This window comes from Burkholderia sp. SIMBA_062 (assembly GCF_046534765.1).
Taxonomy (GTDB): Bacteria; Pseudomonadota; Gammaproteobacteria; order Burkholderiales; family Burkholderiaceae; genus Burkholderia; species Burkholderia ambifaria.
This window is the reverse complement of the sequence record NZ_JAWRYD010000057.1, coordinates 1-24371: the sequence shown is the minus strand read 5'-3', so window position 1 is coordinate 24371 and position 24371 is coordinate 1. Positions and strand designations below refer to the sequence as shown.

At 64.7% G+C, this 24371-nt stretch carries 23 protein-coding genes, 2 tRNA genes and 1 pseudogene; 20 read left to right on the top strand and 6 right to left on the bottom strand.

Annotated elements, in window-relative coordinates; genetic code table 11:
• Window positions 1–176, bottom strand: a pseudogene (locus SB786_RS34490) (electron transfer flavoprotein-ubiquinone oxidoreductase); the annotation flags it as partial.
• A 106-nt stretch (window positions 177–282) separates the two neighbouring features.
• Here SB786_RS34490 and SB786_RS34485 point away from each other — a divergent pair.
• A complete protein-coding gene (locus SB786_RS34485; protein WP_006762666.1) occupies window positions 283–1059 on the top strand; it encodes an SDR family oxidoreductase in 777 nt (258 codons plus the stop codon).
• Between the two features lie 32 nt (window positions 1060–1091).
• Window positions 1092–1523 carry an acyl-CoA thioesterase gene (locus SB786_RS34480; RefSeq protein WP_105785343.1) on the top strand — a complete coding sequence of 144 codons (432 nt, stop codon included), beginning with the start codon at window positions 1092–1094 and terminating at the stop codon, window positions 1521–1523.
• A gap of 106 nt (window positions 1524–1629) precedes the next feature.
• Here SB786_RS34480 and SB786_RS34475 read toward each other — a convergent pair whose 3' ends face one another.
• Window positions 1630–2175: a LuxR C-terminal-related transcriptional regulator gene (locus SB786_RS34475; RefSeq protein ID WP_006753330.1), complete on the bottom strand. Its 546-nt coding sequence runs from the start codon at window positions 2173–2175 to the stop codon at window positions 1630–1632.
• A 223-nt stretch (window positions 2176–2398) separates the two neighbouring features.
• Between SB786_RS34475 and SB786_RS34470 the strand changes: the two genes are divergently transcribed.
• Complete coding sequence (locus tag SB786_RS34470; RefSeq protein WP_410731329.1) at window positions 2399–3103, top strand: CoA transferase subunit A; 705 nt, start codon at window positions 2399–2401, stop codon at window positions 3101–3103.
• A gap of 1 nt (window position 3104) precedes the next feature.
• Entirely contained in the window at window positions 3105–3746 is a 642-nt protein-coding gene (locus tag SB786_RS34465; protein WP_228907407.1) for a CoA transferase subunit B, read from the top strand.
• Window positions 3747–3822: 76 nt separating this feature from the next.
• On the opposite strand, the gene SB786_RS34460 is transcribed toward SB786_RS34465, so the two are convergent.
• Genes SB786_RS34460 through SB786_RS34450 form a run of 3 tightly spaced genes read right to left on the bottom strand, consistent with a single transcriptional unit; the run spans window position 3823 to window position 6153 of the window.
• The gene (locus SB786_RS34460; RefSeq protein ID WP_410731328.1) at window positions 3823–4536 is read right to left on the bottom strand and encodes an SDR family oxidoreductase; all 714 of its coding nucleotides are present in this window, start codon (window positions 4534–4536) and stop codon (window positions 3823–3825) included.
• A gap of 37 nt (window positions 4537–4573) precedes the next feature.
• Window positions 4574–5584 (bottom strand): polysaccharide deacetylase family protein, encoded by a 1011-nt coding sequence (locus tag SB786_RS34455; protein WP_410731327.1) that lies wholly within the window; start codon window positions 5582–5584, stop codon window positions 4574–4576.
• Window positions 5585–5595: 11 nt separating this feature from the next.
• Window positions 5596–6153, bottom strand: coding sequence for an ester cyclase (locus SB786_RS34450; RefSeq protein ID WP_410731326.1), 558 nt, complete (start codon window positions 6151–6153; stop codon window positions 5596–5598).
• Between the two features lie 138 nt (window positions 6154–6291).
• Between SB786_RS34450 and SB786_RS34445 the strand changes: the two genes are divergently transcribed.
• From SB786_RS34445 to SB786_RS34385, 13 genes are all read left to right on the top strand, one after another.
• Entirely contained in the window at window positions 6292–7197 is a 906-nt protein-coding gene (locus SB786_RS34445; RefSeq protein WP_410731325.1) for a LysR family transcriptional regulator, read from the top strand.
• A 131-nt stretch (window positions 7198–7328) separates the two neighbouring features.
• Window positions 7329–8225 carry an alpha/beta fold hydrolase gene (locus SB786_RS34440; protein ID WP_410731324.1) on the top strand — a complete coding sequence of 299 codons (897 nt, stop codon included), beginning with the start codon at window positions 7329–7331 and terminating at the stop codon, window positions 8223–8225.
• 72 nt (window positions 8226–8297) lie between these two features.
• Window positions 8298–8651: a RidA family protein gene (locus SB786_RS34435; RefSeq protein ID WP_410731323.1), complete on the top strand. Its 354-nt coding sequence runs from the start codon at window positions 8298–8300 to the stop codon at window positions 8649–8651.
• A 39-nt stretch (window positions 8652–8690) separates the two neighbouring features.
• Window positions 8691–10913 (top strand): RelA/SpoT family protein, encoded by a 2223-nt coding sequence (locus SB786_RS34430; protein ID WP_410731322.1) that lies wholly within the window; start codon window positions 8691–8693, stop codon window positions 10911–10913.
• A gap of 95 nt (window positions 10914–11008) precedes the next feature.
• Window positions 11009–11085: transfer RNA gene (locus tag SB786_RS34425), tRNA-Val, on the top strand.
• A 270-nt stretch (window positions 11086–11355) separates the two neighbouring features.
• Window positions 11356–13263: a threonine--tRNA ligase gene (gene thrS, locus SB786_RS34420; RefSeq protein ID WP_006758850.1), complete on the top strand. Its 1908-nt coding sequence runs from the start codon at window positions 11356–11358 to the stop codon at window positions 13261–13263.
• A gap of 49 nt (window positions 13264–13312) precedes the next feature.
• Window positions 13313–13837 carry a translation initiation factor IF-3 gene (gene infC, locus SB786_RS34415; protein ID WP_410731330.1) on the top strand — a complete coding sequence of 175 codons (525 nt, stop codon included), beginning with the start codon at window positions 13313–13315 and terminating at the stop codon, window positions 13835–13837.
• A gap of 190 nt (window positions 13838–14027) precedes the next feature.
• Window positions 14028–14225 carry a 50S ribosomal protein L35 gene (gene rpmI / locus SB786_RS34410; RefSeq protein WP_004191477.1) on the top strand — a complete coding sequence of 66 codons (198 nt, stop codon included), beginning with the start codon at window positions 14028–14030 and terminating at the stop codon, window positions 14223–14225.
• A gap of 30 nt (window positions 14226–14255) precedes the next feature.
• A complete protein-coding gene (rplT, locus tag SB786_RS34405) occupies window positions 14256–14615 on the top strand; it encodes a 50S ribosomal protein L20 (RefSeq protein WP_006052502.1) in 360 nt (119 codons plus the stop codon).
• Between the two features lie 148 nt (window positions 14616–14763).
• A complete protein-coding gene (gene pheS, locus SB786_RS34400) occupies window positions 14764–15777 on the top strand; it encodes a phenylalanine--tRNA ligase subunit alpha (RefSeq protein WP_006753318.1) in 1014 nt (337 codons plus the stop codon).
• A 96-nt stretch (window positions 15778–15873) separates the two neighbouring features.
• Window positions 15874–18303 (top strand): phenylalanine--tRNA ligase subunit beta, encoded by a 2430-nt coding sequence (gene pheT, locus SB786_RS34395; RefSeq protein ID WP_410731321.1) that lies wholly within the window; start codon window positions 15874–15876, stop codon window positions 18301–18303.
• A 72-nt stretch (window positions 18304–18375) separates the two neighbouring features.
• Window positions 18376–18762, top strand: coding sequence for an integration host factor subunit alpha (locus SB786_RS34390; RefSeq protein WP_006753316.1), 387 nt, complete (start codon window positions 18376–18378; stop codon window positions 18760–18762).
• A gap of 61 nt (window positions 18763–18823) precedes the next feature.
• Window positions 18824–19237, top strand: coding sequence for a MerR family transcriptional regulator (locus SB786_RS34385; protein WP_410731320.1), 414 nt, complete (start codon window positions 18824–18826; stop codon window positions 19235–19237).
• 71 nt (window positions 19238–19308) lie between these two features.
• On the opposite strand, the gene SB786_RS34380 is transcribed toward SB786_RS34385, so the two are convergent.
• The gene (locus SB786_RS34380; RefSeq protein WP_410731318.1) at window positions 19309–21519 is read right to left on the bottom strand and encodes a hypothetical protein; all 2211 of its coding nucleotides are present in this window, start codon (window positions 21517–21519) and stop codon (window positions 19309–19311) included.
• 438 nt (window positions 21520–21957) lie between these two features.
• On the opposite strand from SB786_RS34380, the gene SB786_RS34375 reads away from it, so the two are divergent.
• The 3 genes from SB786_RS34375 (at window position 21958) to bamC (ending at window position 24272) form a co-directional block, all read left to right on the top strand.
• Window positions 21958–22671 (top strand): class I SAM-dependent methyltransferase, encoded by a 714-nt coding sequence (locus tag SB786_RS34375; protein WP_410731317.1) that lies wholly within the window; start codon window positions 21958–21960, stop codon window positions 22669–22671.
• Between the two features lie 174 nt (window positions 22672–22845).
• A tRNA-Pro gene (locus SB786_RS34370) sits at window positions 22846–22922 on the top strand.
• Window positions 22923–23063: 141 nt separating this feature from the next.
• Complete coding sequence (gene bamC, locus SB786_RS34365) at window positions 23064–24272, top strand: outer membrane protein assembly factor BamC (protein WP_410731316.1); 1209 nt, start codon at window positions 23064–23066, stop codon at window positions 24270–24272.
• Window positions 24273–24371: the final 99 nt, after the last annotated feature.

Here is a 24371-nt window from a genome sequence, read left to right as displayed (position 1 = left end):
CGGATCGCCGCCGACAGCCCGGCGGGGCCGCCGCCGACGATCACGACGTCGTATTCCATCGATTCGCGCGGGCCGTACTGCTCGATGAGGCTTGCGGGGGTCATTGGCGTTCCTCTAACCGTTAGAATGCTTTTATTCGGGAGCGTATTGTCTGCGAAACGAAACGCTTGCCGCAACAGCATGCGAATAGATTAGCACGATCGTTCTATTTTTTGTGCCAGGGTTATGCTGCGTGGGGCAGGGCGCCCGTCGCGGCGAAACGATATCGAAAGGGGATGTGCAATGGGTCGATCGATCAATCTGGAAGGCAAGGTCGCGCTGGTCACGGGCGCATCGAGCGGTCTCGGGCAGCGCTTCGCGCAGGTGCTGTCGCAGGCCGGTGCGAAGGTGGTGCTCGCGAGCCGCCGCGTCGAGCGCCTGAAGGAGCTGCGCGCGGAGATCGAGGCGGCGGGCGGTGCCGCACACGTCGTGTCGCTCGACGTCACCGACGTGCAGAGCATCAAGGCGGCCATCGCGCACGCGGAGACGGAAGCCGGTACGATCGACATCCTCGTGAACAATTCGGGTGTCTCGACGATGCAGAAGCTCGTCGACGTGACGCCGGCCGATTTCGAATTCGTGTTCGACACCAACACGCGCGGCGCGTTTTTCGTCGCGCAGGAAGTCGCGAAACGGATGATGATGCGCGCAAACGGCAACGGCAAGCCGCCGTACCGGATCATCAACATCGCGTCGGTGGCCGGCCTGCGCGTGTTTCCGCAGATCGGGCTGTATGCGATGAGCAAGTCGGCGGTCGTACAGATGACGCGCGCGATGGCGCTCGAATGGGGCCGCCACGGAATCAACGTCAACGCGATCTGTCCGGGCTATATCGACACCGAAATCAATCATTACCTGTGGGAAACCGAGCAGGGCCAGAAGCTGCACTCGATGCTGCCGCGCCGGCGCGTCGGCAAGCCGCAGGATCTCGACGGGCTGTTGTTGCTGCTCGCGGCTGACGAGTCGCAGTTCATCAACGGCTCGATTATCTCCGCCGACGACGGCTTCGGCCTCGCCTGAGTGGGTGACATTCAGCAACAAAGAAGACTGCAATGAGCGAATATTCCCCTGTTTTTGAAATGTCGATGCCGATCCGCTGGGGCGACATGGATGCGTTCGGCCACGTGAACAACACGGTCTATTTCCGCTACATGGAACAGGCCCGGATCTCGTGGTTCGAGGAACTCGGCATCGCGGGCGGCAACGGCGAGGGGCACGGGCCCGTGATCGTCACGGCGTCGATGGAGTTCCTGAAGCAACTGCACTATCCGGGCGACGTGATCGCGCGGATGTCGGCCGCGAAGCCGGGCCGCAGCAGCTTCGACACCGGTTTCGAGCTGACGCGCGCGGACGATCCGCAGCACGTCTATGCGCGCGGCAATGCCCGCTGCGTGTGGGTCGACTATGCGCTCGGCAAGTCGGTGCCGCTGCCGCAACTGCTGCGCGATACGATCGAGCGCGCGCTCGCGGCGAAGGTCGGCTGAGCGCGGCGGCATCGAACCCGGCGCGCGGGTGCCGGTGTGTCGCCATTTCCTGAAGTTCCCCTCAATCGGCCGTGTCACGCGGCCGATTGCCATTGCGGCGCGCGTGTCACTGGCCGAGCAGGCGCTGCAGCAGCTCCGGCGTATTGTTCGTGCCGTACTTGCGCATCAGCCGAGCGCGATAGATGTCGACCGTGCGCGAACTGATGTCGAGCACGCGCCCGATCTGCTTGCTGGTCTTGCCGGTCGCAAGCTGCGCGGCGATCTCCCGTTCGCGCGGCGTCAGCTCGACGGCGACGCGGCGTGTCGCGCTCAGGTCCTCGAAGGTCCAGATGCCGGCCGCGAGCGGTGCGGTGCGGTCGAGCGCGCGGCCCGTCACGTGGCACCAGAACAGCTCGCCGTCGGCCCGTTTCATGATTCTGTCATCCGCGTAGATGCCGTTCGCGATCATCACGCGCGAAATGCGTTCGCCGATCCGCTGGAATTCGCCCGGTGACGGATAGAGCACCTCGTACGACTTCCCGAGCAGATCGGCCCGTGCGCAGCGGAAGATCGACGCGAGCGCGTCGTTGCAGTCCTCGATCACGCGGTCGCGCGACATCACGAGGCCGAGCGGCGCGAGGTGAAAGGCAGTCTGGTAATCGAGAGCGGGCATGGCGCAGGCAAGCGGAGGCAAACGCTTATGTATTTTTGCGTATTGTGCCGTATCCGCGCCGCATCGTACCCTTTCAGGCATCTCGCGGCGGTTTGTCGCGATATAAAAACAGCGCGCCTCGACGCAGGTATCGCCGTGCATGCATAGAATGATGCGGCGGGCTTGCGGCCCAGTGGGCGCGTGAACCGGTTTTGCTGGTTTCCATAGAGGAAGGGACATACAGATGAACAAAGTCTATCCAAGCGCGGCCGCCGCGCTGGAAGGGATCGTCCGTGACGGACAGACCTTCGCGGTGGGCGGCTTCGGCCTGTGCGGGATCCCCGAGGCGCTGATCGGCGCGTTGCGCGATTCGGCCGTCAAGGGCATCACCTGCATCAGCAACAACGCGGGCGTCGACGGCTTCGGTCTCGGCCTGCTGCTGGAAACGCGCCAGATCAAGAAGATGATCTCGTCGTATGTGGGCGAGAACAAGGAGTTCGAGCGCCAGTATCTGGCCGGCGAACTCGAGCTCGAATTCACGCCGCAGGGCACGCTCGCCGAGAAGCTGCGCGCGGGCGGCGCCGGCATTCCCGCCTTTTTCACGAACACCGGCTACGGCACCGTGATCGCCGAAGGCAAGGAAACGCGCCAGTTCGGCGATCGCCACTACGTGCTCGAGCCGTCGCTGACGGCCGACGTCGCGCTCGTGAAGGCGTGGAAGGCCGACAAGTCCGGCAACCTGATCTATCGCCGCACCGCGCGCAACTTCAACCCGATGTGCGCGATGGCGGGCAAGATCACCGTCGTGGAAGTCGAGGAGATCGTCGAGAACGGCACGCTCGATCCGGACCAGATCCACACGCCTGGCATCTTCGTGCAGCGCATCGTGCTGAACGCGACCCCCGAGAAACGCATCGAACAACGCGTCGTACGCGCGAAAGGAGACTGACATGGCCTGGAATCGTGACCAGATGGCCGCGCGCGCGGCGAAGGAACTGCAGGACGGCTTCTACGTGAACCTCGGCATCGGCCTGCCGACGCTCGTCGCGAACCACGTGCCGGAAGGCGTCGAGGTGTGGCTGCAGTCGGAAAACGGCCTGCTCGGCATCGGCCCGTCGCCGACCGAGGACGAAGTCGACGCCGACCTGATCAACGCCGGCAAGCAGACCGTCACGACGCTGCCGGGCTCGTCGATCTTCTCGTCGGCCGATTCGTTCGCGATGATTCGCGGCGGCCACATCAACCTCGCGATCCTCGGCGCGATGCAGGTCAGCAAGACAGGCGACCTCGCGAACTGGATGATCCCGGGCAAGATGATCAAGGGCATGGGCGGCGCGATGGATCTCGTCGCGGGCGTGAAGCGCGTCGTGGTGCTGATGGAGCACGTCGCGAAGGGCGATCAGCACAAGATTCTCGACGAATGCAATCTGCCGCTGACGGGCGTCGGCGTGGTCGACCTGATCATCACCGATCTCGGTGTGATCGAAGTAACGCCGAACGGCCTGAAGGTGCTCGAGCTCGCCGACGGCGTGAGCGCGGAAGAGATCCAGACGAAGACGGGCGCACCGCTCGATGTGAGCGCGGTCGCCTGAGCATCGTCCTTTCAGCACGACATTGACGCCCCGCGTTCCTGACGGAACGCGGGGCGTTTTGTCATGACCGCATGCGTCACGCGATCGCGCCGCCCCCGTCGATCAGCACCGTCGAACCGGTCGCATAAGGCGTCGTGGCCAGGTAGACGATCGCGTTCGCGACGTCCTCGGGCTGGCCGACGCGGCGTGCGGGGAGGCGCTGGGCGGCGCCCGCGTACATCGCATCGCGCGCGTCGGGCGCGAGCTTGTCCCACAGCGGCGTCGCGATCAGGCCCGGCGACACGGTGTTCACCCGCACGGGCGCCAGTTCGAGCGCCAGGCCGCGCGCGAGCGCCTCGAGCGCGGCGTTGATCGCACCCTGCAGCACCGACGACGCGTTCGGCCGCACGCTGAGATAACCCGACACGAATGTCAGCGAACCGCCGGGTGCGATGTCGATCGAGCGGGCGATGCGGTATGCGCCCCAGAACTTGCTGTCCATCGCAGCCTGCGCGTCGGCAAGCGGCAGTGCGCGCAGCGGGCCCGTGGCTGTCTTCGCGGCTGAAATCACGACGTGGTCGAACTGGCCGACCCGCGCGCAGAACGCATCGACGGCCGCCGTGTCGGTGATGTCGAGCGCTTCGGTGCGCACGTGCCCGTCCGGCGCGGCATCTGCACCGGCCCTGGCGGGGTCGCGCGATGCGATCGTCACGACAGCGCCGCGTTGCGCGAAAGCTTTCGCTGCCGCGGCGCCGATACCCGAGCTGCCGCCGACGACAAGTACTTTCTTTCCGTGGAGTGGATCGTTCATGGTGTTGGTCCGATAAGAGGAGGTGAGCGGAATTCGGTCAGATCGTTTCGGCTTCGCGCAGCGTCGACGGGCTGCGCAGCGCGAAGCGGGCGATGTCGTTCTTGCGCATGAAGGTCACTCCCGGATGCGATCGGGCGTAGCGCAGGAAAGCATCCCACGCGCGGACCATCTGCGGCGTGCCGCTGATCCGGTCGTGCGCGCTGATCGACATCAATCTGCGCCGCTGCCCGGCTTCCGCGTACAGCTGGTCGAAATCGAGCTTGATCTGCTCGAGAAACATCGTCGGCGAGTAGTTGCGGCCCTCGATCAGCAGGATGTCGTTGTTGCGCAGCGTGTAGGGGACGACCACGAAATCGCGACCGCCGACGGTCTCGATGAACGGCTCGTCCCGGCTGACGTCGTCGATGTGATACACGTAACCGAGTTCCTGCAGCAGCGGCAGCGTGTGCGGCCCGCGCCGCAGCCAGTTGCAGTTGTAGCCGACCGGGCGCTGTCCCGTCACCGCTTCGACCATGTCACGGGCCTCGGCGAGGAAACGCCGCTCGTCGTCGCGGTTCATCGCGAATTGCGAGCGCCATGTCGGGCCGTGCGCGGCCGCTTCGTGGCCGCGCGACACGATCTCGCGCGCCAGTTCGGGATGGCGGCGTGCGGCTTCCCCGATCATGTGCGACGTGACTTTCACGCCGTGCCGATCCCACAGGTCGAGCAGGCGCGGAATCCCTTCACGATAGCCATACGCGAACCACGTGGCCGACGCCAGATCGACCGGCACCGACGATGGAAATTCGACGGGCGGGAACGGGCTGTCCGCGCCCTTGGGCGGTTGTCCGCCGGCCTCGAATTGCATCGAGATCGAGATGACGAGCCGCGTATCGTTCGGCCAGAATCCGCGGGCGCTCGTGTCTTCCGGCTGCGGTGCCGGTGCGCCGGCTGCGGGCCGGGAGGCACCCGCGACCACCGCGATGCCGGCCGCCAGCCCGGCGCCGGCCTGTGCAAGAAACGTGCGGCGTGCCGGAGGCGTCGCCGGATTGGAGTCGTTGTAAGTCATCGTCTCCTCCGTCAGCCGACGAGCCCGAGCTGGCGCATCAGCGTCAGGTTGTCCTCGATGTGCCAGTTTTCCGCAATCCGGCCATGGTCGATCCGGTAGATGTCGGTCGCGATGAAGTCGACCGTCTGCCCGCTACCGGCTGTGCCATTGAACGTGCCGGTGAAATGCCCTCGAAAATGCAGGTGCACGACGACCCGGTCGCCCGCGACGATCATTTGCTCGATGTCGCAACGCAGGTCCGGGATGGCCGCGCGCATCGTTTGGGATGCCGCGAGCGGCCCCGGGACGCCCTGTGCGCGGCCTGCCGGAAGCGTCCGGTCGATGAAGCCGGCGGCGAGTGCCGTTTGGGCGAGGCTGGCGTCGCCGGTATCCCAGAACGTGCCGTAGCGACGCGCGGCGAGGATCTGCTCGCGTGCCTGCGGGGCCGGCAGGTCGGCCGCGACGGTCACGCTGTGCGGCTCGACGAGGTCGGCCGCGCGGGATGCGGCAGGCGACAGCGCAACGACGCAGGCGGCCGCGGCGATGACGCGGGTGATTGGGCGAGCGGCCGAAAGAAGGCAAATCGACATGGTTTCGGGTGTCCTGTGTATAGCGTCGTGCGACGACGCGGAACAGGTATGGTAGGTTTTCGATTTCCATCTAAATACCGTCGGAAATCGAATGAATTATTCGAAAAAAGGAAAGATTCAATCGCTGTCGGTGCCACGATGCTGATCGACGATCTCCCGGCGCTCGATACCTTCGCGAGAATCGTGTCGGCCGGCAGCCTGTCGGCGGCGGCGCGCGAACTCGACTTGTCGCTGTCCGTCGTCAGCAAGCGGCTGGCGCATCTCGAGTCGCAGCTCGGCGTGCGTCTGCTGCACCGGACGACGCGGCAGCAGACGCTGACCGACGACGGTGCGCAGTTTCACGCGCAGGTGCTGCGCATCCTGGCCGAGGTGGAGCGTGCCGAAACGCTGATGACCGACCGCCGTGGCACGGTCGGCGGTTTGCTGCGCGTGACGGCGCCGGGCGAGCTCGGCCGACTGCGGATCGCGCCGCTCGTCGCGGCGTTTCAGCGGCGGCATCCCGAGCTGATCGTGCAACTGATGCTGACCGATGCGATCGTCGATCTGCTCGCGCACGACATCGATATCGCCGTGCGGATCGGCAGCCTCGCCGATTCGACGATGATCGCGCGCGAGCTGGCGCCCAATCATCGTGTGCTTTGCGCGTCGCCGGGCTATGTCGCCGCGCACGGTTTGCCGGCTGAACCGGCCGAGCTTCGTGCGCACCGATGCATCGTGATGGGCGACCAGCCGCGTGCCGAGTGGCGGTTCGACGGCGCACAGGGCACGGTTGCGGTCGAGGTGACGGCCGCGCTGCTGACGAACGACGGCGGCGCGGCGCGTACGTTGGCGCTGGAAGGGGCGGGCATCGCGCTGAAGTCGATCTGGGACGTCGGTGCCGATCTCGATGCCGGTCGACTGGTCCGCGTGCTGCCGGCATTCGCGGCGCCCGCGGCGCCGCTTCATGCGGTTTATCCCGGTGGTCGTCACGTGCCGTTGCGCGTGCGCGCATTCGTCGATTTCCTGCGCGAGCAGTTACGCGACGCGTGGGGCCGCGGCGACTGAGCGCGCTGCGGGCGATGTGCCGGCGGGGCGCGTGCGTGACGACCTGCGTTGACGAAGCGGTTTACAATCGTTTGCATCGGGCGGCGCACGCGTTGCCCGCCGCGCCGCCTCTGTTCGACAGGATGCCAACGATGCCGATCACCTCAGCGAATCCCCCGGTTCCCCATCAGCGACGCGTGCAGTGTGCAAGCGCCGCCGGCCTTCACCACGTCGCCTATACCGAATGGGGCGACCCGGCCAATCCGCGCGTGCTGGTCTGCGTGCACGGCCTGACCCGTTCGGGGCGCGACTTCGACCGGCTCGCCGCCGCGCTCTCCGATACGTATCGCGTCGTCTGCCCCGACGTCGTCGGGCGCGGTCGCTCCGACTGGCTCGCTGATCCGCGGCATTACGCGATTCCGCAATACGTCGCCGACATGGTCACGCTAATCGCGCGGCTCGATGTCGAGTCGGTCGACTGGTTCGGCACGTCGATGGGCGGGCTGATCGGCATGGCGCTCGCGGGGCTGCCCGGTTCGCCGCTGCGCCGGATGATCGTGAACGACGTCGGCCCGCGCATCGAACCCGATTCGCTGACGCGCATCGGCGAATACCTCGGCGTGCAGCCGCGCTTCGCGACCGAGCAGGAAGGCGTCGACTATCTGACGTCGCTGTCGCTGCCGTTCGGGGAGTTGACCGCTGACGAATGGCGCGAGATCAACCGGCCGCTGCTGCGCGAGCTGCCCGACGGCGGCTGGACGATGCGCTACGATCCGCGCATCGCCGAGCCGTTCAAGGCGACGACACCTGAACTGGCCGCGCTCGGTGAAACCGCGCTGTGGCGCGCGATCGAGACGACCGATGCGTCGCTGCTCGTCGTGCGCGGCGCCGATTCGGACTTGTTGTCGCGCGAGACCGCCGCCGAGATGGTGCGCCGCGGCCGGCATGTGGCGCAGGCGGAAATTCCCGGCACGGGGCACGCGCCGGCATTCCTGAACGCCGACCAGATTGCGCTCGCGCGGCGGTTTTTCGTCGAAGGCGCCTCATAAACGCGTCATAATATGCGGTTCGGCGGCGCACCGTCGCCGATTCTTCACCCACTCAAACGACCGGAATATTCCATGGCAGTCATTCGTCACCACGTCGGAGCCCGTCTCTCCGAAACCGCGATCCACAACGGTACCGTGTATCTGGCTGGCCAGATCGCCGAAGACACCACCCAGGACATCAAGGGCCAGACGCGCGAAGTGCTGGGCCACATCGACCGCCTGCTCGCCGAAGCGAACAGCGACAACGCGCATCTGCTGTCGGTGCAGATCTACATTTCGGATCTCGCGAATTTCGAAGGCATGAACGCGGAGTGGGACGCGTGGGTCGCGCCGGGCAACACGCCGCCGCGCGCGACCGTCGAGGCCAAGCTCGCGGATCCCGCGCTGCTGGTCGAAATCGTCGTCGTCGCCGCGCAACGGAGCTGAGCGAAGCATCACGATGACCGCAATACGCCAGGCCGTGCAATGACCGAGTCCGTTACCGCTTCTTCCGTCGCGGCGCCGTCGTTCGACGACGTGCTCGCGTTCGTGCGCGAGCGGGCCGGCGACGCGCGCCTGTCGACGGGCGAACTGCTCGCCGATCACTCGGCGGGCACCGCGTCGATCATGCGCACGTTGAACGTCGACCCGCACGCGATGCAGGCGGCCGCGCTGTTCGTGCTGACGCCGCATCTGAACGATCCCGAGCGGGAACTGACCGAACGGTTTGGCGAAGAGGTCGCGCGGCTCGTGTCCGACGTGCGCAAGCTGCTGCGGCTCGGCACCGTGAGCCTGCGCGCCGCGCAGAATGCGATGCCTGAAGCCGGGCGCGACGCGGCGGAAGAGCGGCGCACGCAGATCGAGGCGCTGCGCAAGATGCTGCTGGCGTTCGCGCAGGACATCCGCGTGGTGCTGATCCGGCTGGCGTCGCGGTTGCAGTCGCTGCGTTATTACGCGGCGGCGAAGATCGATCCGCCGCCCGACGTCGCGCGCGAGACACTCGAGATCTACGCGCCGCTCGCGAACCGTCTCGGCATCTGGCAACTGAAGTGGGAGCTCGAGGACCTCGCGTTCCGCTTCGAGGATCCGGTCACCTACAAGCGCATCGCCAAGCTGCTCGACGAGAAGCGCATCGAACGCGAGGCCTACGTCGCCCAGGCGATCGAGCGGCTCCAGCACGAGCTGGCGGAGGCGCACATCCCGGCCGACGTGAGCGGGCGGCCGAAGCACATCTACAGCATCTGGCGCAAGATGCGCGGCAAGGAGCTCGACTTCGCCGAGCTGTACGACGTGCGGGCGTTCCGCGTGATCGTGCCGGACATCAAGGATTGCTACGCGGTGCTCGGCATCGTGCATCACCTGTGGCAGCCGGTGCCGAAGGAATTCGACGACTACATCTCGCGCCCGAAGCCGAACGGCTACAAGTCGCTGCATACGGTCGTGATCGGCGACGACGGCCGCGCGTTCGAAGTGCAGATCCGCACGCAGGAAATGCACCGCTTCGCGGAGTACGGCATCGCCGCGCACTGGCGCTACAAGGAAGCCGGCGCGCGCGGCTATGGCGGCCAGTTCTCGGCGAGCGACAAGTACGACGAGAAGATCGCGTGGCTGCGCCAGCTGCTCGCATGGAAGGACGACGTCGAGGTATCGGGCGACCAGGCGTGGGCCCAGTTGCGCGAGACGTCGCTCGACGATGACCACATCTACGTGCTGACGCCGCAGGCGCGCGTGATCGCGCTGCCGCAGGGTGCGACGCCGGTCGATTTCGCGTACCACCTGCACAGCGAGCTCGGCCATCGCTGCCGCGGCGCGCGCGTCGACGGCGTGATGGTGCCGCTGAACACGTCGCTCGCGAACGGCCAGACGGTCGAGATCGTCGCGGTGAAGGAGGGCGGCCCGTCGCGCGACTGGCTGAACCTGCAGCTCGGCTACCTGAAGAGTTCGCGTGCGCGACAGAAGGTGCGGGCGTGGTTCAACTCGATCGAGCAGGAAGAGAACATCGCGCATGGTCGCGCGCTCGTCGAAAAGACGCTGCAGCGCGAAGGCAAGACGTCGGTCAATCTCGACAACCTCGCCGCGAAGCTCGGCTTCAAGTCGCCCGACGAACTGTTCTCGGTCGTCGGCAAGGAAGAATTCAGCCTGCGCAACGTCGAGCACGCGCTGTCCGATGCGCCGCCGCCCGAGCACGCGCCCGAGGCGCCCGCCGATTTCGAGAAGCGCAGCAGCGGGGCGAGTGTCGCGCACGGCGCGTCGACCGGCGTGCTGGTGGTCGGCGTCGATGCGCTGCTGACCCAGCTTGCGCGCTGCTGCCGTCCGGCGCCGCCCGACCCGATCAGCGGTTTCGTTACGCGCGGCAAGGGGATGTCGATCCACCGCAGCGACTGCCCGACGTTCAGGCGGATGGCCGAACGGGCGCCGGAGCGCGTGCTGCAGACGACCTGGTCGGCCGACGTGCTGGGCGGACGCGGCGTGTCCGTCTATCCGGTCGACCTGATGATCGAGGCGAGCGACCGGCAAGGCTTGCTGCGCGACATCTCCGAAGTGTTCGCGCGCGAGAAAATGAACGTGGTGGGCGTGAAGACGCAGAGCCGCCGCAATGCGGCGTTCATGCAGTTCACGGTCGAGGTGTCGAATTCCGCGCAGGTACAGCGTGCGTGCACGCTGCTTGGCGAAGTGCCGGGCGTCGTGCGGGCGGGGCGCAAGACGTGACGCCCCTGTAATGGGGGCGGAACGCGACCCTTTTGCTGCGGCCGCATAAAACACTTGCCAAGTCAGCGATAGCTCCATATAATCTTAGCTTCTCTAGGCTCGTAGCTCAGCTGGTTAGAGCACCACCTTGACATGGTGGGGGTCGTTGGTTCGAGTCCAATCGAGCCTACCAACGAATTGAGAATGCCCGGTTTCCGGGTATTCGATGCAGTAGATAACTCAACGCGAACAGGGCGAATACGGTTATGACACCGCGAACGTTGACCGAAACCTTTTCGGAGCGACGCTAGTCGAGGAACGTTTTCGCCCTTTCAGCCCGAGTGAAGTATCGAATGCGGCCCCTCGAAAGCGGGGCCGCATTTTTTTTGTCGCGAAATTTCGCGCGCGACTTTTTTATCGCGTACCTGGTTTGCCGCCCACTGTCGGCATCACGGAGATTGCTATGGTTTCGATACGCTTGCCTGACGGCTCAGTTCGACAATACGAGCATCCGGTGACAGTTGCCGAGGTTGCGGCCTCGATCGGTCCCGGCCTCGCGAAGGCTGCGCTTGGAGGCAAGCTCGACGGCGAGCTCGTCGACACGTCCACGGTCATCGATCGCGACGCAGCGCTCGCGATCGTCACGGACAAGGATGCCGACGGTCTCGACATCATCCGTCACTCGACCGCCCACTTGCTCGCGTACGCAGTGAAGGAGCTGTATCCGGATGCGCAGGTGACGATCGGTCCCGTGATCGACAACGGCTTCTACTACGACTTCTCGTACAACCGCCCGTTTACGCCCGAGGATCTGGAAAAGATCGAAAAGCGCATGCAGGAAATCGCGAAGAAGGACGAGCCGGTGACGCGTCGCGTCGTGTCGCGCGACGAGGCGGCCGGCTATTTTCGCAGCATCGGCGAGAAGTACAAGGCCGAGATCATCGAATCGATTCCGCAAAGCGACGAAATCAAGCTGTACTCGCACGGCGGCTTCACGGATCTGTGCCGCGGGCCGCACGTGCCGTCGACCGGCAAGCTGAAGGTCTTCAAGCTGATGAAGGTCGCGGGCGCGTACTGGCGCGGCGACTCGAAGAACGAGCAGTTGCAGCGCATCTACGGCACGGCCTGGACGAAGAAGGAAGACCAGGATCAATACCTGCACATGCTCGAGGAGGCGGAAAAGCGCGACCACCGCAAGCTCGGCAAGCAGCTCGACCTGTTCCACATGCAGGAAGAGTCGCCAGGCATGGTGTTCTGGCACCCGAAGGGCTGGGCGCTGTGGCAGCAGGTCGAGCAGTACATGCGCCGCCGCGTGAACGACGCCGGCTACCTCGAGATCAAGACGCCGATGATCATGGATCGCTCGCTGTGGGAAGCGTCGGGCCACTGGCAGAACTACCGCGAGAACATGTTCACGACGGAGTCGGAGAAGCGCGATTACGCGATCAAGCCGATGAACTGTCCGGGGCACGTTCAGGTGTTCAAGCACGGCCTGCGCTCGTACCGCGACCTGCCGCTGCGCTACGCGGAATTCGGTTCGTGTCACCGCAACGAGGCATCGGGCGCGCTGCATGGCCTGATGCGCGTGCGCGGCTTCGTGCAGGACGATGCGCACATCTTCTGTACGGAAGAGCAGTTCATCGCCGAGTCGATCGCGTTCAATACGCTGGCGATGAGCGTGTACAAGGATTTCGGGTTCGAGCACATCGACATCAAGCTGTCGCTGCGCCCCGAACAGCGTGCGGGCACGGATGAAACGTGGGATCGTGCCGAGCAGGGCCTGCGCGACGCGCTGACGGCGTGCGGCCTGTCGTGGGAAGAGCTGCCGGGCGAGGGTGCGTTCTATGGTCCGAAGATCGAGTACCACATCAAGGATGCGCTCGGCCGTTCGTGGCAGTGCGGCACGTTGCAGCTCGACATGGTGCTGCCGGAGCGCCTCGGTGCCGAGTACGTCGCGGAGGACAACAGCCGCCGCCGGCCGGTGATGCTGCACCGTGCGATCGTCGGTTCGATGGAGCGATTCCTCGGTATTTTGATCGAGCACCATGCCGGCGCGATGCCGGCCTGGCTCGCGCCGTTCCAGGCAGTTGTGCTCAATATCGCCGAAAGTCAGGTGGAATATGCACACTCTCTGACCCAAACGTTGCAAAAACAAGGGGTTAGGGTGGCGGGCGATTTGCGCAACGAGAAGATTAGCTATAAAATACGCGAGCACACGCTGGAAAAGGTGCCTTATCTCCTCGTCGTGGGTGATAAGGAGCGTGATGCGCAAACGGTAGCCGTGCGTGCCCGTGGCGGCGTCGATCTTGGCGTTATGCCGATCGAAGCCTTCGTTGAGCGTCTGCAGGAAGACCTGCGCTCGTTCAAGTAACCACCCTGGCAGCGCGGCTCGTTTTTTTAATTTTTAGAGGAAACGTAACATCGCTACTGATAAGTCGTCGCATCGCATCAACGGTGAAATCTCTGCGCCGGAAGTGCGTCTGGTCGGGCTCGAGAACGAACCGCTCGGTATCGTAAAACTCGCTGATGCTTTCCGTAAATCGGAAGAACTGGATGTTGATCTGGTGGAAATCGCGCCGCAAGCGGTTCCCCCGGTCTGCCGTCTGATGGACTACGGCAAGTTCAAGTATCAGGAGTCCAAGAAGCAGCACGAAGCGAAGCTGAAGCAGAAGGTCATCCAGGTGAAGGAAGTCAAATTCCGCCCGGGTACCGATGACGGTGACTACCACGTCAAGCTCCGCAATCTCGTGCGCTTCCTCGAAGAGGGCGACAAGACGAAGATCACGTTGCGTTTCCGCGGCCGCGAAATGGCTCACCAAGAGATCGGCATGCGGATGCTGGAACGTCTGCGCACGGATCTCGAGGAAGTCGGCCAGGTCGAGCAGATGCCGAAGATGGAAGGGCGCCAGATGATCATGGTGCTCTCGCCGAAGAAAAAGAAGTAACGGGCCCGCGCGCACGGCGCGCAGGTTCGACAGTGGTTCGGTGCGTTGCCCGGTCCGGGCGGCGCACCAACAATGACGGCGGCTGCGCAAGCGGTTCGCCGTACACAAGTGGACTGGGTTTCGAAGGGCGGGTCAAGGGCGCATGCCAACCGCACACCCATCGCCATCAAATAAACTGGAGTTGTTCGTCATGCCTAAGATGAAGACCAAGAAGAGTGCTGCAAAGCGCTTCGTGGTGCGTCCGGGCGGTACCGTCAAGCGCGGTCAAGCCTTCAAGCGTCACATCCTGACCAAGAAAACCACGAAGAACAAGCGTCACCTGCGCGGCGCAACGGCAGTTCATGATTCCGATCTGAACTCCGTCCGCGCAATGCTGCCGTTCGCGTAACCCCTCAACTGATACTCTAAGGAGAGAAACATGCCTCGAGTCAAACGTGGGGTAACCGCACGGGCCCGCCACAAGAAGATCATCAAGCTGGCCAAGGGTTATCGCGGCCGTCGCAATAACGTCTACCGCATCGCCAAGCAGGCGGTGATGCGCGCTGGTCAGTACGCGTACCGCGATCGCCGCAACAAGAAGCGTGTGTTCCGCGCACTGTGGATCACGCGTATCAACGCGGCAGTTCGCCAGCACGACATGACCTACAGCGTGTTCATCAACGGCCTGAAGAAGGCGTCGATCGAACTCGACCGCAAGGTCCTCGCCGACATGGCGGTGTTCGACAAGGCTGCTTTTGCTGCGATCGTCCAGCAGGTGAAAGCCGCCGTTGCAGCCTAATTGCGAAATTAGCACTGCGTGGTGAGTTGCAGCGATGTTCCGGTAGTTTCGGCCGCTGCAGCGAAAACGGGGCTCTTCCGAGCCCCTTTTTTGTTTGGTGGGCAGATTGGCTCGCCAAGACCGAATGACGTTGGAAATGATGGGATCTATGGATCTGGACCAGATTGTCGCCGACGCGCAGCAGTCCTTCGAACAGGCTGCCGACATCACCACGCTCGAAAACGAGAAAGCACGATTTCTCGGCAAGTCGGGTGCGCTGACCGAGTTGCTCAAGGGCCTCGGCAAGCTCGATCCCGAAGCACGCAAAACCGAAGGCGCACGCATCAACGTCGCGAAGCAGCAGGTTGAAGCCGCGCTGACCGCGCGTCGCCAGGCGCTCGCCGACGCGCTGTTGAACCAGCGCCTCGCAGCCGAGGCGATCGACGTCACGCTGCCGGGCCGCGGCGCCGGTGCAGGCAGCCTGCACCCGGTGATGCGCACGTGGGAGCGCGTCGAACAGATTTTCCGCTCGATCGGCTTCGACGTGGCCGACGGCCCCGAAATCGAGACCGACTGGTACAACTTCACGTCGCTGAACAGCCCGGAGAACCATCCGGCGCGTTCGATGCAGGACACCTTCTACGTCGAAGGCAAGGATGCCGACGGCCGACAGCTGCTGCTGCGCACGCACACGAGCCCGATGCAGGTGCGTTACGCGCGCATGAACCGTCCGCCGATCAAGGTGATTGCGCCGGGCCGCACGTATCGCGTGGACAGCGATGCGACGCACTCGCCGATGTTCAATCAGGTCGAGGGGCTGTGGATCGACGAGAACATCAGCTTCGCCGACCTCAAGGGCGTCTATACCGATTTCCTGAAGAAATTCTTCGAGCGCGACGACATCCTCGTGCGCTTCCGTCCGTCGTATTTCCCGTTCACGGAACCGTCGGCCGAGATTGACATGATGTTCGAGCACGGCAAGAACGCCGGCAAGTGGCTCGAGATTTCCGGCTCGGGGCAGGTGCATCCGACCGTGATCCGCAACATGGGCCTCGATCCCGAGCGCTACATCGGCTTTGCGTTCGGCAGCGGCCTCGAGCGCCTGACGATGCTGCGCTACGGCGTTCAGGATCTCCGGCTGTTCTTCGAGAACGACCTGCGTTTCCTGCGCCAGTTCGCATAACGCACGCGCCGCGCCGACATGTGCCCGCGCACGCCCCGCCGGACGTTTCCGACGGGGCCCGGGCGTCGATCTAACCTGTTTCGAACGTAGACATCCATGCAATTCCCTGAATCCTGGTTGAGAACCTTTGTCGACCCGCAGCTGACGACCGACGAGCTGTCGCACGCGCTGACGATGGCGGGGCTCGAAGTCGAATCGCTGAGCAAGGCTGCGCCGCCGACGTCGAAGATCGTCGTCGGCCGCGTGCTCGAAGTCGTCAAGCATCCGGATGCGGACAAGCTCAATGTCTGCCAGGTCGACGCCGGTACCGGCGCGACGCTGAACATCGTTTGCGGCGCACCGAACGTGGCGCCCGGCATCAAGGTGCCGGTCGCGCTGGTCGGCGCGGAACTGCCGCCGGCGGAAGAGGGCGGCAAGCCGTTCGCGATCAAGCTGTCGAAGCTGCGCGGCGTGGAGAGCCAGGGGATGCTGTGCTCGGCGCGTGAGCTGAAGCTGTCCGAGGACCACAGCGGCCTGCTGATCCTGCCGGAAGATACGCCGGTCGGCCAGGACATCCGCGACACGCTCAATCTCGACGACACGATCTTCGAAATCAAGCTGACGCCGAACAAGGCCGATTGCCTGTCCGTGTTCGGCATCGCGCGCGAGACGGCCGCGATCACCGGCGCTCCGCTGACGCCGGTCGATATCCGTCCGGTGCGCGTCGAGCTCGACGAGACGCTGCCCGTGCGCATTGCCGCGCCCGATCTGTGCGGCCGCTTCTCCGGCCGCGTGATCCGCGGCGTGAACGCGCACGCGAAGACGCCGCAATGGATGGTCGAGCGCCTCGCGCGTTCGGGCCAGCGCAGCGTGTCGGCGCTGGTCGACATCTCGAACTATGTGATGTTCGAGCTCGGCCGTCCGTCGCACGTGTTCGACCTCGACAAGATCCACGGCGGCATCGAGGTGCGCTGGGGCAAGCGCGGCGAGTCGCTGAAGCTGCTGAACGGCAATACGGTCGGACTCGACGAAACGGTCGGCGTGATTGCGGACGACCGCCACGTCGAAAGCCTCGCGGGCATCATGGGCGGCGACAGCACGGCGGTGACGCTCGACACGACCAATATCTACCTGGAAGCCGCGTTCTGGTGGCCGGACAGCATCCGTGGCCGCGCGCGCAAGTACAACTTCTCGACCGATGCGGCTCATCGCTTCGAGCGCGGCGTCGACTACGCGACGACCGTCGAACACGTCGAGCGCATTACTCAACTGATTCTCGAGATCTGCGGCGGCAAGGCCGGCCCGATCGACGATCAGGCGGTCAACCTGCCGCAGCGCGCGCCGGTGAAGATGCGCGTGTCGCGCGCGAACCGCATCATCGGCGTGAAGATCGACGCTGACGAGATCGCGGACATCTTCACGCGCCTCGGCCTGCCGTTCGAGCGTGACGATGACGCATTCCTGGTCACGCCGCCGTCGCACCGCTTCGACATCGAGATCGAGGAAGACCTGATCGAGGAAGTCGCACGCATTTACGGCTTCGAGAAGATTCCGGCGCGTCCGCCGGTCGCGACGAGCGAGATGCGCGCGACCAATGAGACGCAGCGTTCGATCCACGACATCCGTCATGCGCTCGCGGCGCGCGACTACGCGGAAACGGTCAACTTCAGCTTCGTCGATGCGGAGTGGGAGCACGATTTCGCCGGCAACGACAACCCGATCCGCCTGCTGAACCCGATCGCGAGCCAGCTGTCGGTGATGCGCACGACGCTGTTCGGCAGCCTGATCTCGGTGCTGCGACACAACCTGAACCGTCGCGCGGATCGCGTGCGCGTATTCGAGGCCGGCCGCGTATTCGTCGCCGATCCGTCGGTGAAGGCCGGCGAGCTGACTGTCGAAGGCTACACGCAGCCGAAACGTGTCGGCGCGCTCGCGTACGGCCCGGCGGTCGACGAGCAGTGGGGCGTGGCCACGCGCGCAGTCGATTTCTTCGACGTGAAGGGCGATCTCGAGGCGCTGCTCGCGCCGGCCGCCGCGCGTTTCGTGAAGGCCGAACATCCGGCCCTTCATCCGGGCCGCAGCGCGCGCATCAAAGTCGATGGCCGCGCGGTCGGCTGGATCGGCGAGCTGCATCCGCGCCTGATGCAGAAGTACGAGCTGCCGCACGCGCCGGTGATGTTCGAAATCGACACGGACGCGCTCACCGCGCGTGCGCTGCCGGCACCGACCGACGTGTCGAAATTCCCGCCGGTACGGCGCGATATCGCCGTCGTGGTCGATCAGGCGGTCGAGGTTCAGGCACTTTTCGACGAAATGAAGAAGGCGCTGGGCGAAGACGCCTGCCGATTCGTTCAGAAGGTTGTACTCTTCGACGAATTTCGTGCAAAATCAAATACTTCCGGTGGCCTTGCCGCGCACGAGAAGAGCCTTGCCTTCCGCGTGACGCTGCAGGATCCGGCTGGCACGCTACAGGACGAGGTCGTCGATCAGGCGATCCAGACGCTGGTCGAGCGAATGGCTCGTGCCGGTGCCCGCCTGCGCGGCTAAGGAGAGGGGCCGCCCGTTGGCGGGCGGCTTTTTCCCCTCGCAAGTTTTGGTTTAACGCGCTGTATGGCAGATATGAACGACATGACCTCGAGTGAATTCGAAGCCCTCCTGACGGCGCAACGCAGCGCCATGAACCGCGACGCTTCGGCGCCGGCGTCCACCGAGACGCCGACGCTGACGAAAGCGGAACTGGCGGAGCTGTTGTTCGACAGCGTCGGGCTGAACAAGCGTGAAGCGAAGGACATGGTCGAGGCTTTTTTCGAAGTGATCCGCGACGCGCTCGAAAACGGTGAAAGCGTCAAGCTGTCGGGATTCGGCAATTTCCAACTGCGCGACAAGCCGCAGCGTCCGGGCCGCAATCCGAAGACGGGCGAGGCGATTCCGATCGCGGCCCGCAGGGTGGTAACCTTCCACGCGAGCCAGAAGCTGAAGGCGCTGGTCGAAAACGGCGTGGAATAACGCCCGCGCGTTGACGTCCCCGCGCGGCCGCCGCGCACCCTTTACCGACGGTTAACCGACGATGACCACTACGGTTGAGAAAGTCGTCTTGCCTCCGATTCCCGCGAAGCGCTACTTCACGATCGGTGAGGTCAGTGAGCTCTGCGGGGTCAAGCCGCACGTGCTGCGTTACTGGGAACAGGAATTCACGCAGTTGCGGCCGGTGAAGCGGCGTGGCAATCGCCGGTATTACCAGCATCACGAAGTGCTGCTGATCCGGCGGATTCGCGAGTTGCTGTATGAACAGGGGTTCACGATCAACGGGGCGCGCAACCGGCTCGATTCGCCAGGTGCCGAGCGCGGCGCCGCCGCACCGGCCGAGCCGGACATGCCGGGAGCCGATGAGCGTGCGTCGGGCCAGCAGGGGGCAACGGTCGACGTGAACGCGTTGCGGCAGGCGCTCCTCGACGTGATCGACGGATTGAAGCGCGACTGAGCACGACGCTCGAAACAAAGCCCGGTTGGCGAAGTGCCACCGGGCTTTTTCATGCGCGCGGGCCCGCGATGTCAGCGCGATGCGAGCGGATTCGGCTTGCCCATGTCGACGACGAGCGTGCCGTCCGGCAGCATCCGCACCGAGCCCTGCGCGACCTGGCTGCGATAGCCGTACAGGTCGAAACGCATCGGGCCGGCGTCGGCAGAGTTCCGGATCAGCGCGCGCACATTCAGTTCGAGCACGTTGAACATCTTCATGTCGCTGCCTTCCATCCACATGTAGCTCGGCGCGTCGATCTGCGGCCGCTTCGGCACGGGCGCGTCGGCGGCACGCCGGAACGTGAGGCGCAGCCCGTCGCGTTCGACCGTCGCCTGGGCGAGTTTTCCATTCAGCACCGGGGGCGGAAATACGGTGTACTGATCGAGCACGAGCGTGTCGCCGCGCAGTTCCGCGCCGCGGCGCTGCAGCGGCGTCAGCGACGCGAGTTCGATGCCGAGCGAGCGCAGCAGCTTCGCCTGCGGAATGCCGAGCACCGACACCTGTGACGGCTTGAACGCAAGGTGCCGGTCGTCGAGCACCGACAGCGAGCCCTTCATGTCGGTCGGCAGCCACACGCCGGGCACGTGATTCCAGAGCTTGATGCCGCCCTGGACGCGCAGGTCCTGGCCATCCGCGCTCAATTGCAGATCGTTCAGCGAGCGCGGCGAATAGTCGAGCAGATAGTTGTTGAAGAGCGCCGACATCGCCTTCCACGATTCGACGACCGTTCCGCCGAGAATGCGGATGTCGTACTGGTTCGGATCGTCGAGGTCGACCGGCTCGCCCGGCCGTTTCGCGATGAGCTGCACGTCGAGATCCTCGACATGGAAGCCGATGTCGCCGGACAGGTTGAAGTCGACGTTGTGCAGATGGATCGTCGGGTTGCGGTTCGACACGTGCCGTTCGTTGAACGGCGTGGTCGACGAGCGCCGCATCGCGACTTTCTGCATGCCGGGCTGCGCCGCGGTGGCCGCGAGCGCAAACGCTTCCCAGTGCTGGCGTAAGTCGCGCAATGCGTTCTGCTGCGCGGCGAGGAAGCTGTCGTTCAGGCGGGCGGCCGCATTGCCCAGCGCGGCGCCGCTCGCGGGGCCCGCGTATGACGGCATCCGGATCGCCATCGCACCGCTTTCGTCGAAATTGAAATAGCCGGCCGACACCTGCTCGCGATAGTGGTACAGGTCGAACACGAAATGCTGGTCGCGCTTCGTCGGATCGACGGGGCTGATCAGGATGTCGGCGTTCATCGGCATCGAGCGCATGAATTTCACGTCGCCGCCGCGAATGTACATCGCCTGTTGCGGCGCATTCGCGGGCAGCGCGAAGCCGGCGTGCGAGCCGTCGTCGAGCGTCAGGTCGAGTCCGGCCGGCGTCACGCGCAGCGCGGTGATCCGGATCTTCAGCCGCGGCGGCGGCATCAGCTTGTCGACCGACATCACGAGGTCGTCGCCGACGAGCCGCGCGATCGGTGTCTCTACCTTCAGCAGGTCGGCCATCTTCACGTTGGCCGCGCGCATCACCGGCTGCGCATTGATGCCCGATACGCGCACGCCGGTCGGGTGGAACACGAGCTGACTGCCGTCGCGGATCGCCAGCGTGCCGGTCAGCGAGAACGGCACCCAGCCGTCGCGCTGCATCTCGCCTTGCAGATGGATCACGCCGTCGCCGGCCGATACGGCGAGCTTGCGCAGCGGTGCGTTGCGGTAACCGAAGATGTAGGTGTCGAAGAGCGCGGTCAGCTTCGTGTTGTCGAGCGTGACCGTGCCTTCGTGCACGTCGATCTCGAAGCTCGTCGGATCATCGAACACGATCGGTGCGCCAGCCTGCGTCGGCACGAGTGTCGCGGACAGCTGGTGGATGAAGAAACCGAGGTTGTTGACGATGCGGAAATCGACATCGCGCAGAAACGTCATCGCGCCGTTCTGGCCCGAGTCGCGCAGCGTGAACGGGCGCGGCTGCGTGAGGTTGATCGACGCGAGCGACGGCACGGTGCGGGCGATCTGTTGTTCATGGGCGAGACGTTCGGCCTTGGCGCGCTCGATCTTGGTCGAGGCGACCGACGCGTTGCCGTCACGCTGCGCGGCTGGTTCCGCGCAGCCGGCGCAGAGCAGCGCGAGCGCCAGCGCGCCGCAGCCGAGTGCACGGGAGGTGCTGTGCGAGACCGAGGTAGCCACGCGTCGCGGGGCAGCCATCCAGTCGAGAATTGCCAAAGGCGTGCGATGGCCGCGCCGGACCGCATTCCGCATCGTCTGTCTCCAGGTCTTGTCGTGATCGACGAGGGCGCGCGGCCGATGCGCGGCGCGGACGTCGATGCCGTGCAGTGTGGCATAGCGCGCTAGAGCCGCGTTACCAAACAACGGGCGTCCGGACAAGGCCGGGCGGTGCACGACAGGACAATGGATTCCCGGTGGCAAGGCGGCAAGATCAAACGGTCGTTTGGTTTTGCGCTGGTGCCGAATCGATCGGCATGCAGCCGGACGATGCGCCGTGCGCGTCGATCTCGCGCCGGCCAAGCGCACGGTAGCGATCCGCGGCGAAACGGCCATCGTCCTTTTCGACTAGGACGCGACGTGGGTTGCCGGTGCGATTCGCGCAACTTGCCGTGGGTGCGCCGGCCGAGGCGCGGTAAGATCGGCATCAGTGGCTGGATGGATCAGTATGGTGGCCGACACGGGGGAGGCGTCATGGATCTGAAGGAGCTCGACGTATTGGGAGCGGATGTAGCCGATCACTGGTACTACGCGTCGAAGGCGCGCGCGATCCGTCGATTCCTCGGCTCGTCGGACGCGAGCCGGATACTCGACGTCGGCGCGGGCTCGGGATTCTTTTCCAAGCATTTGCTCGAGTGCACGCAGGCGACCGAAGCCTGGTGTGTCGATACGAGCTACCCCGACGATACCGACGGGGAGGCGGCCGGGAAGCCCGTCCATTTTCGCCGCGCCGTCGACCGATTCGATGCCGATCTCGTGTTGCTGATGGATGTCCTCGAGCACGTCGATGACGATGTCGGGCTGCTTGCGCGATATGTGGCGGGCGCGCCGACGGGCAGCCGGTTCCTGATCACGGTTCCCGCGTTTCAGTTCCTCTGGAGCGCGCATGACGATTTTCTCGAGCACAAGCGCAGATACACGCTCGACGGTCTTGAAGACGTCGTGCGTCGTGCGGGGCTGGAGGTCGAGCACGGCGCATACTACTTCGGCCTCACGTTTCCGCTCGCGGCGGCATTGCGGCTGAGCGAGCGGGTGCGTCGGCAACCGCGCGAACCGGCGTCGCAATTGCGCCGGCACCATCCGGTCGTCAACGGTTTGCTCAAGCTGATCTGCCGGGCCGAGTTGCCGATGTTCCGGTTCAATCGGATGGCCGGCCTCACGGTCATTTGTGTCGCGCGCAAGCGGTAAGCACATCGGGCGGATCGCATCGCCGGCGCACGAGCGCGGCAGGATGCGCGTTGCCGCTCGCGTCGAGGCAGTCACGTGTCGCCACGCCATCTCGAAAAAATCTCGCAGGAACATTCACAAAATGCATGCGACCCGTTCTAAACCGGACAACTGTCTGTTATAATTTTCTTCTTTCGGGGCGTAGCGCAGCCTGGTAGCGTACCTGCATGGGGTGCAGGTGGTCGGAGGTTCAAATCCTCTCGCCCCGACCAGATAAAGAACCCGCGTCAGTTCAGGCTGACGCGGGTTTTTTCTTGGCCGTCGCTTTTTTGCACATCCCGGCGCGGCCCCGGTAAAATGCAAGGTTGATCCACGGAAAGCGCCGTGATTTAGCGGAAGAGGATTCCCCGAACATGACTGATCTTCGTCTTACCATGCGGTTCGCTGCAGTGCTCGCCACCGGCGCGCTCGTCGCCGGTTGCGGTACGTCGTCGCCCACGAAAGTGGACTACAAGAGCGATTCGAAATCGAAGGAAGCGTCGCTCGCAGTGCCGCCCAACATGCTTGACGAGACGGCCGATCAGCGTTCGCTGCCGCCGCAGGGCGGCGCGACTTCCCTGTCTGCGCTTCAGCAGGTCCAGCATGCGGCACCCGCGTTGGACACCGTCGCGCCCGCCGTGTCCGGCATGCATATCCAGCGCGACGGCACCGAGAGCTGGCTCGTGATCGACGGCAAGAAGCCCGCCGACATCTGGCCGCAGGTTCGCCGCTTCTGGCAGGAGCAGGGCTTCCTGCTCGTCGTCGACCAGCGCGACAAGGGCGTGATGGAAACCGACTGGAACGAGACCCATCCGCAGATCAACGACGGCCTGATCCGTAGCGTGATCTCGAAGGCGATGGGCAACTCGTACGTGACGGCCGAGCGCAACAAGTACCGCACGCGCCTCGATTCGGCGCCGAACGGCGGCACCTACGTGTTCATCAGCCAGAAGGGCATGCGCGAGGCGATCACCGGTGCGAACAACGATTCGAGCAAGTGGGAAGCGAAGCCGAACGATCCGGCGCTCGAGACGGAATACCTGAAGCGGCTGATGGCGGTGCTCGCCCAGAACGAGCAGCGTGCGAAGAACGGCGAGCCGCCGATCGCGAACATCAACGACAACACGGTGCCGAAGGACAAGAAGGCGGATACCGACGCGTCGAAGGCTGCCGCCGCGGCGATCGCCGCGCAGAACGTCGCGCGTACGTCGTCGCAAGCGAACGACGTCGACTCGGCTGCGGTGCCGTCCGAAGTCACGCTCGGCGAGCCGTACGACCGTTCGTGGCTGCACGTTGGCCTCGCGCTCGATCGCGCGAACTTCACGGTCGACGATCGCGATCGCTCGAAGGGCCTGTATTTCGTGCGTTATGTCGATCCGAAGGACATCAGCGCGGCCGAGCAGGGCTTCTGGAGCCAGCTGTTCCACGGCAAGAAGGAAAAGCAGGCGAAGCAGTATCGCGTCAACGTGAAGGCGCTGTCGTCCGACCAGACGCGCGTCGCAGTCGTCGACGATTCCGGTGCGATCGATACGTCGTCGCCGGCCCGGCAGATCATGGGGCTGCTCGTGAATCAACTGCGCTGATCGCAACGCGATCCCGGCCTTCGAAAAAGCCCGCCCTTCTGAACTGACCCCGCAAAGTTGGACAGTTAAAGACTAAGCGGGTAAGGACTGAGTTCTGTA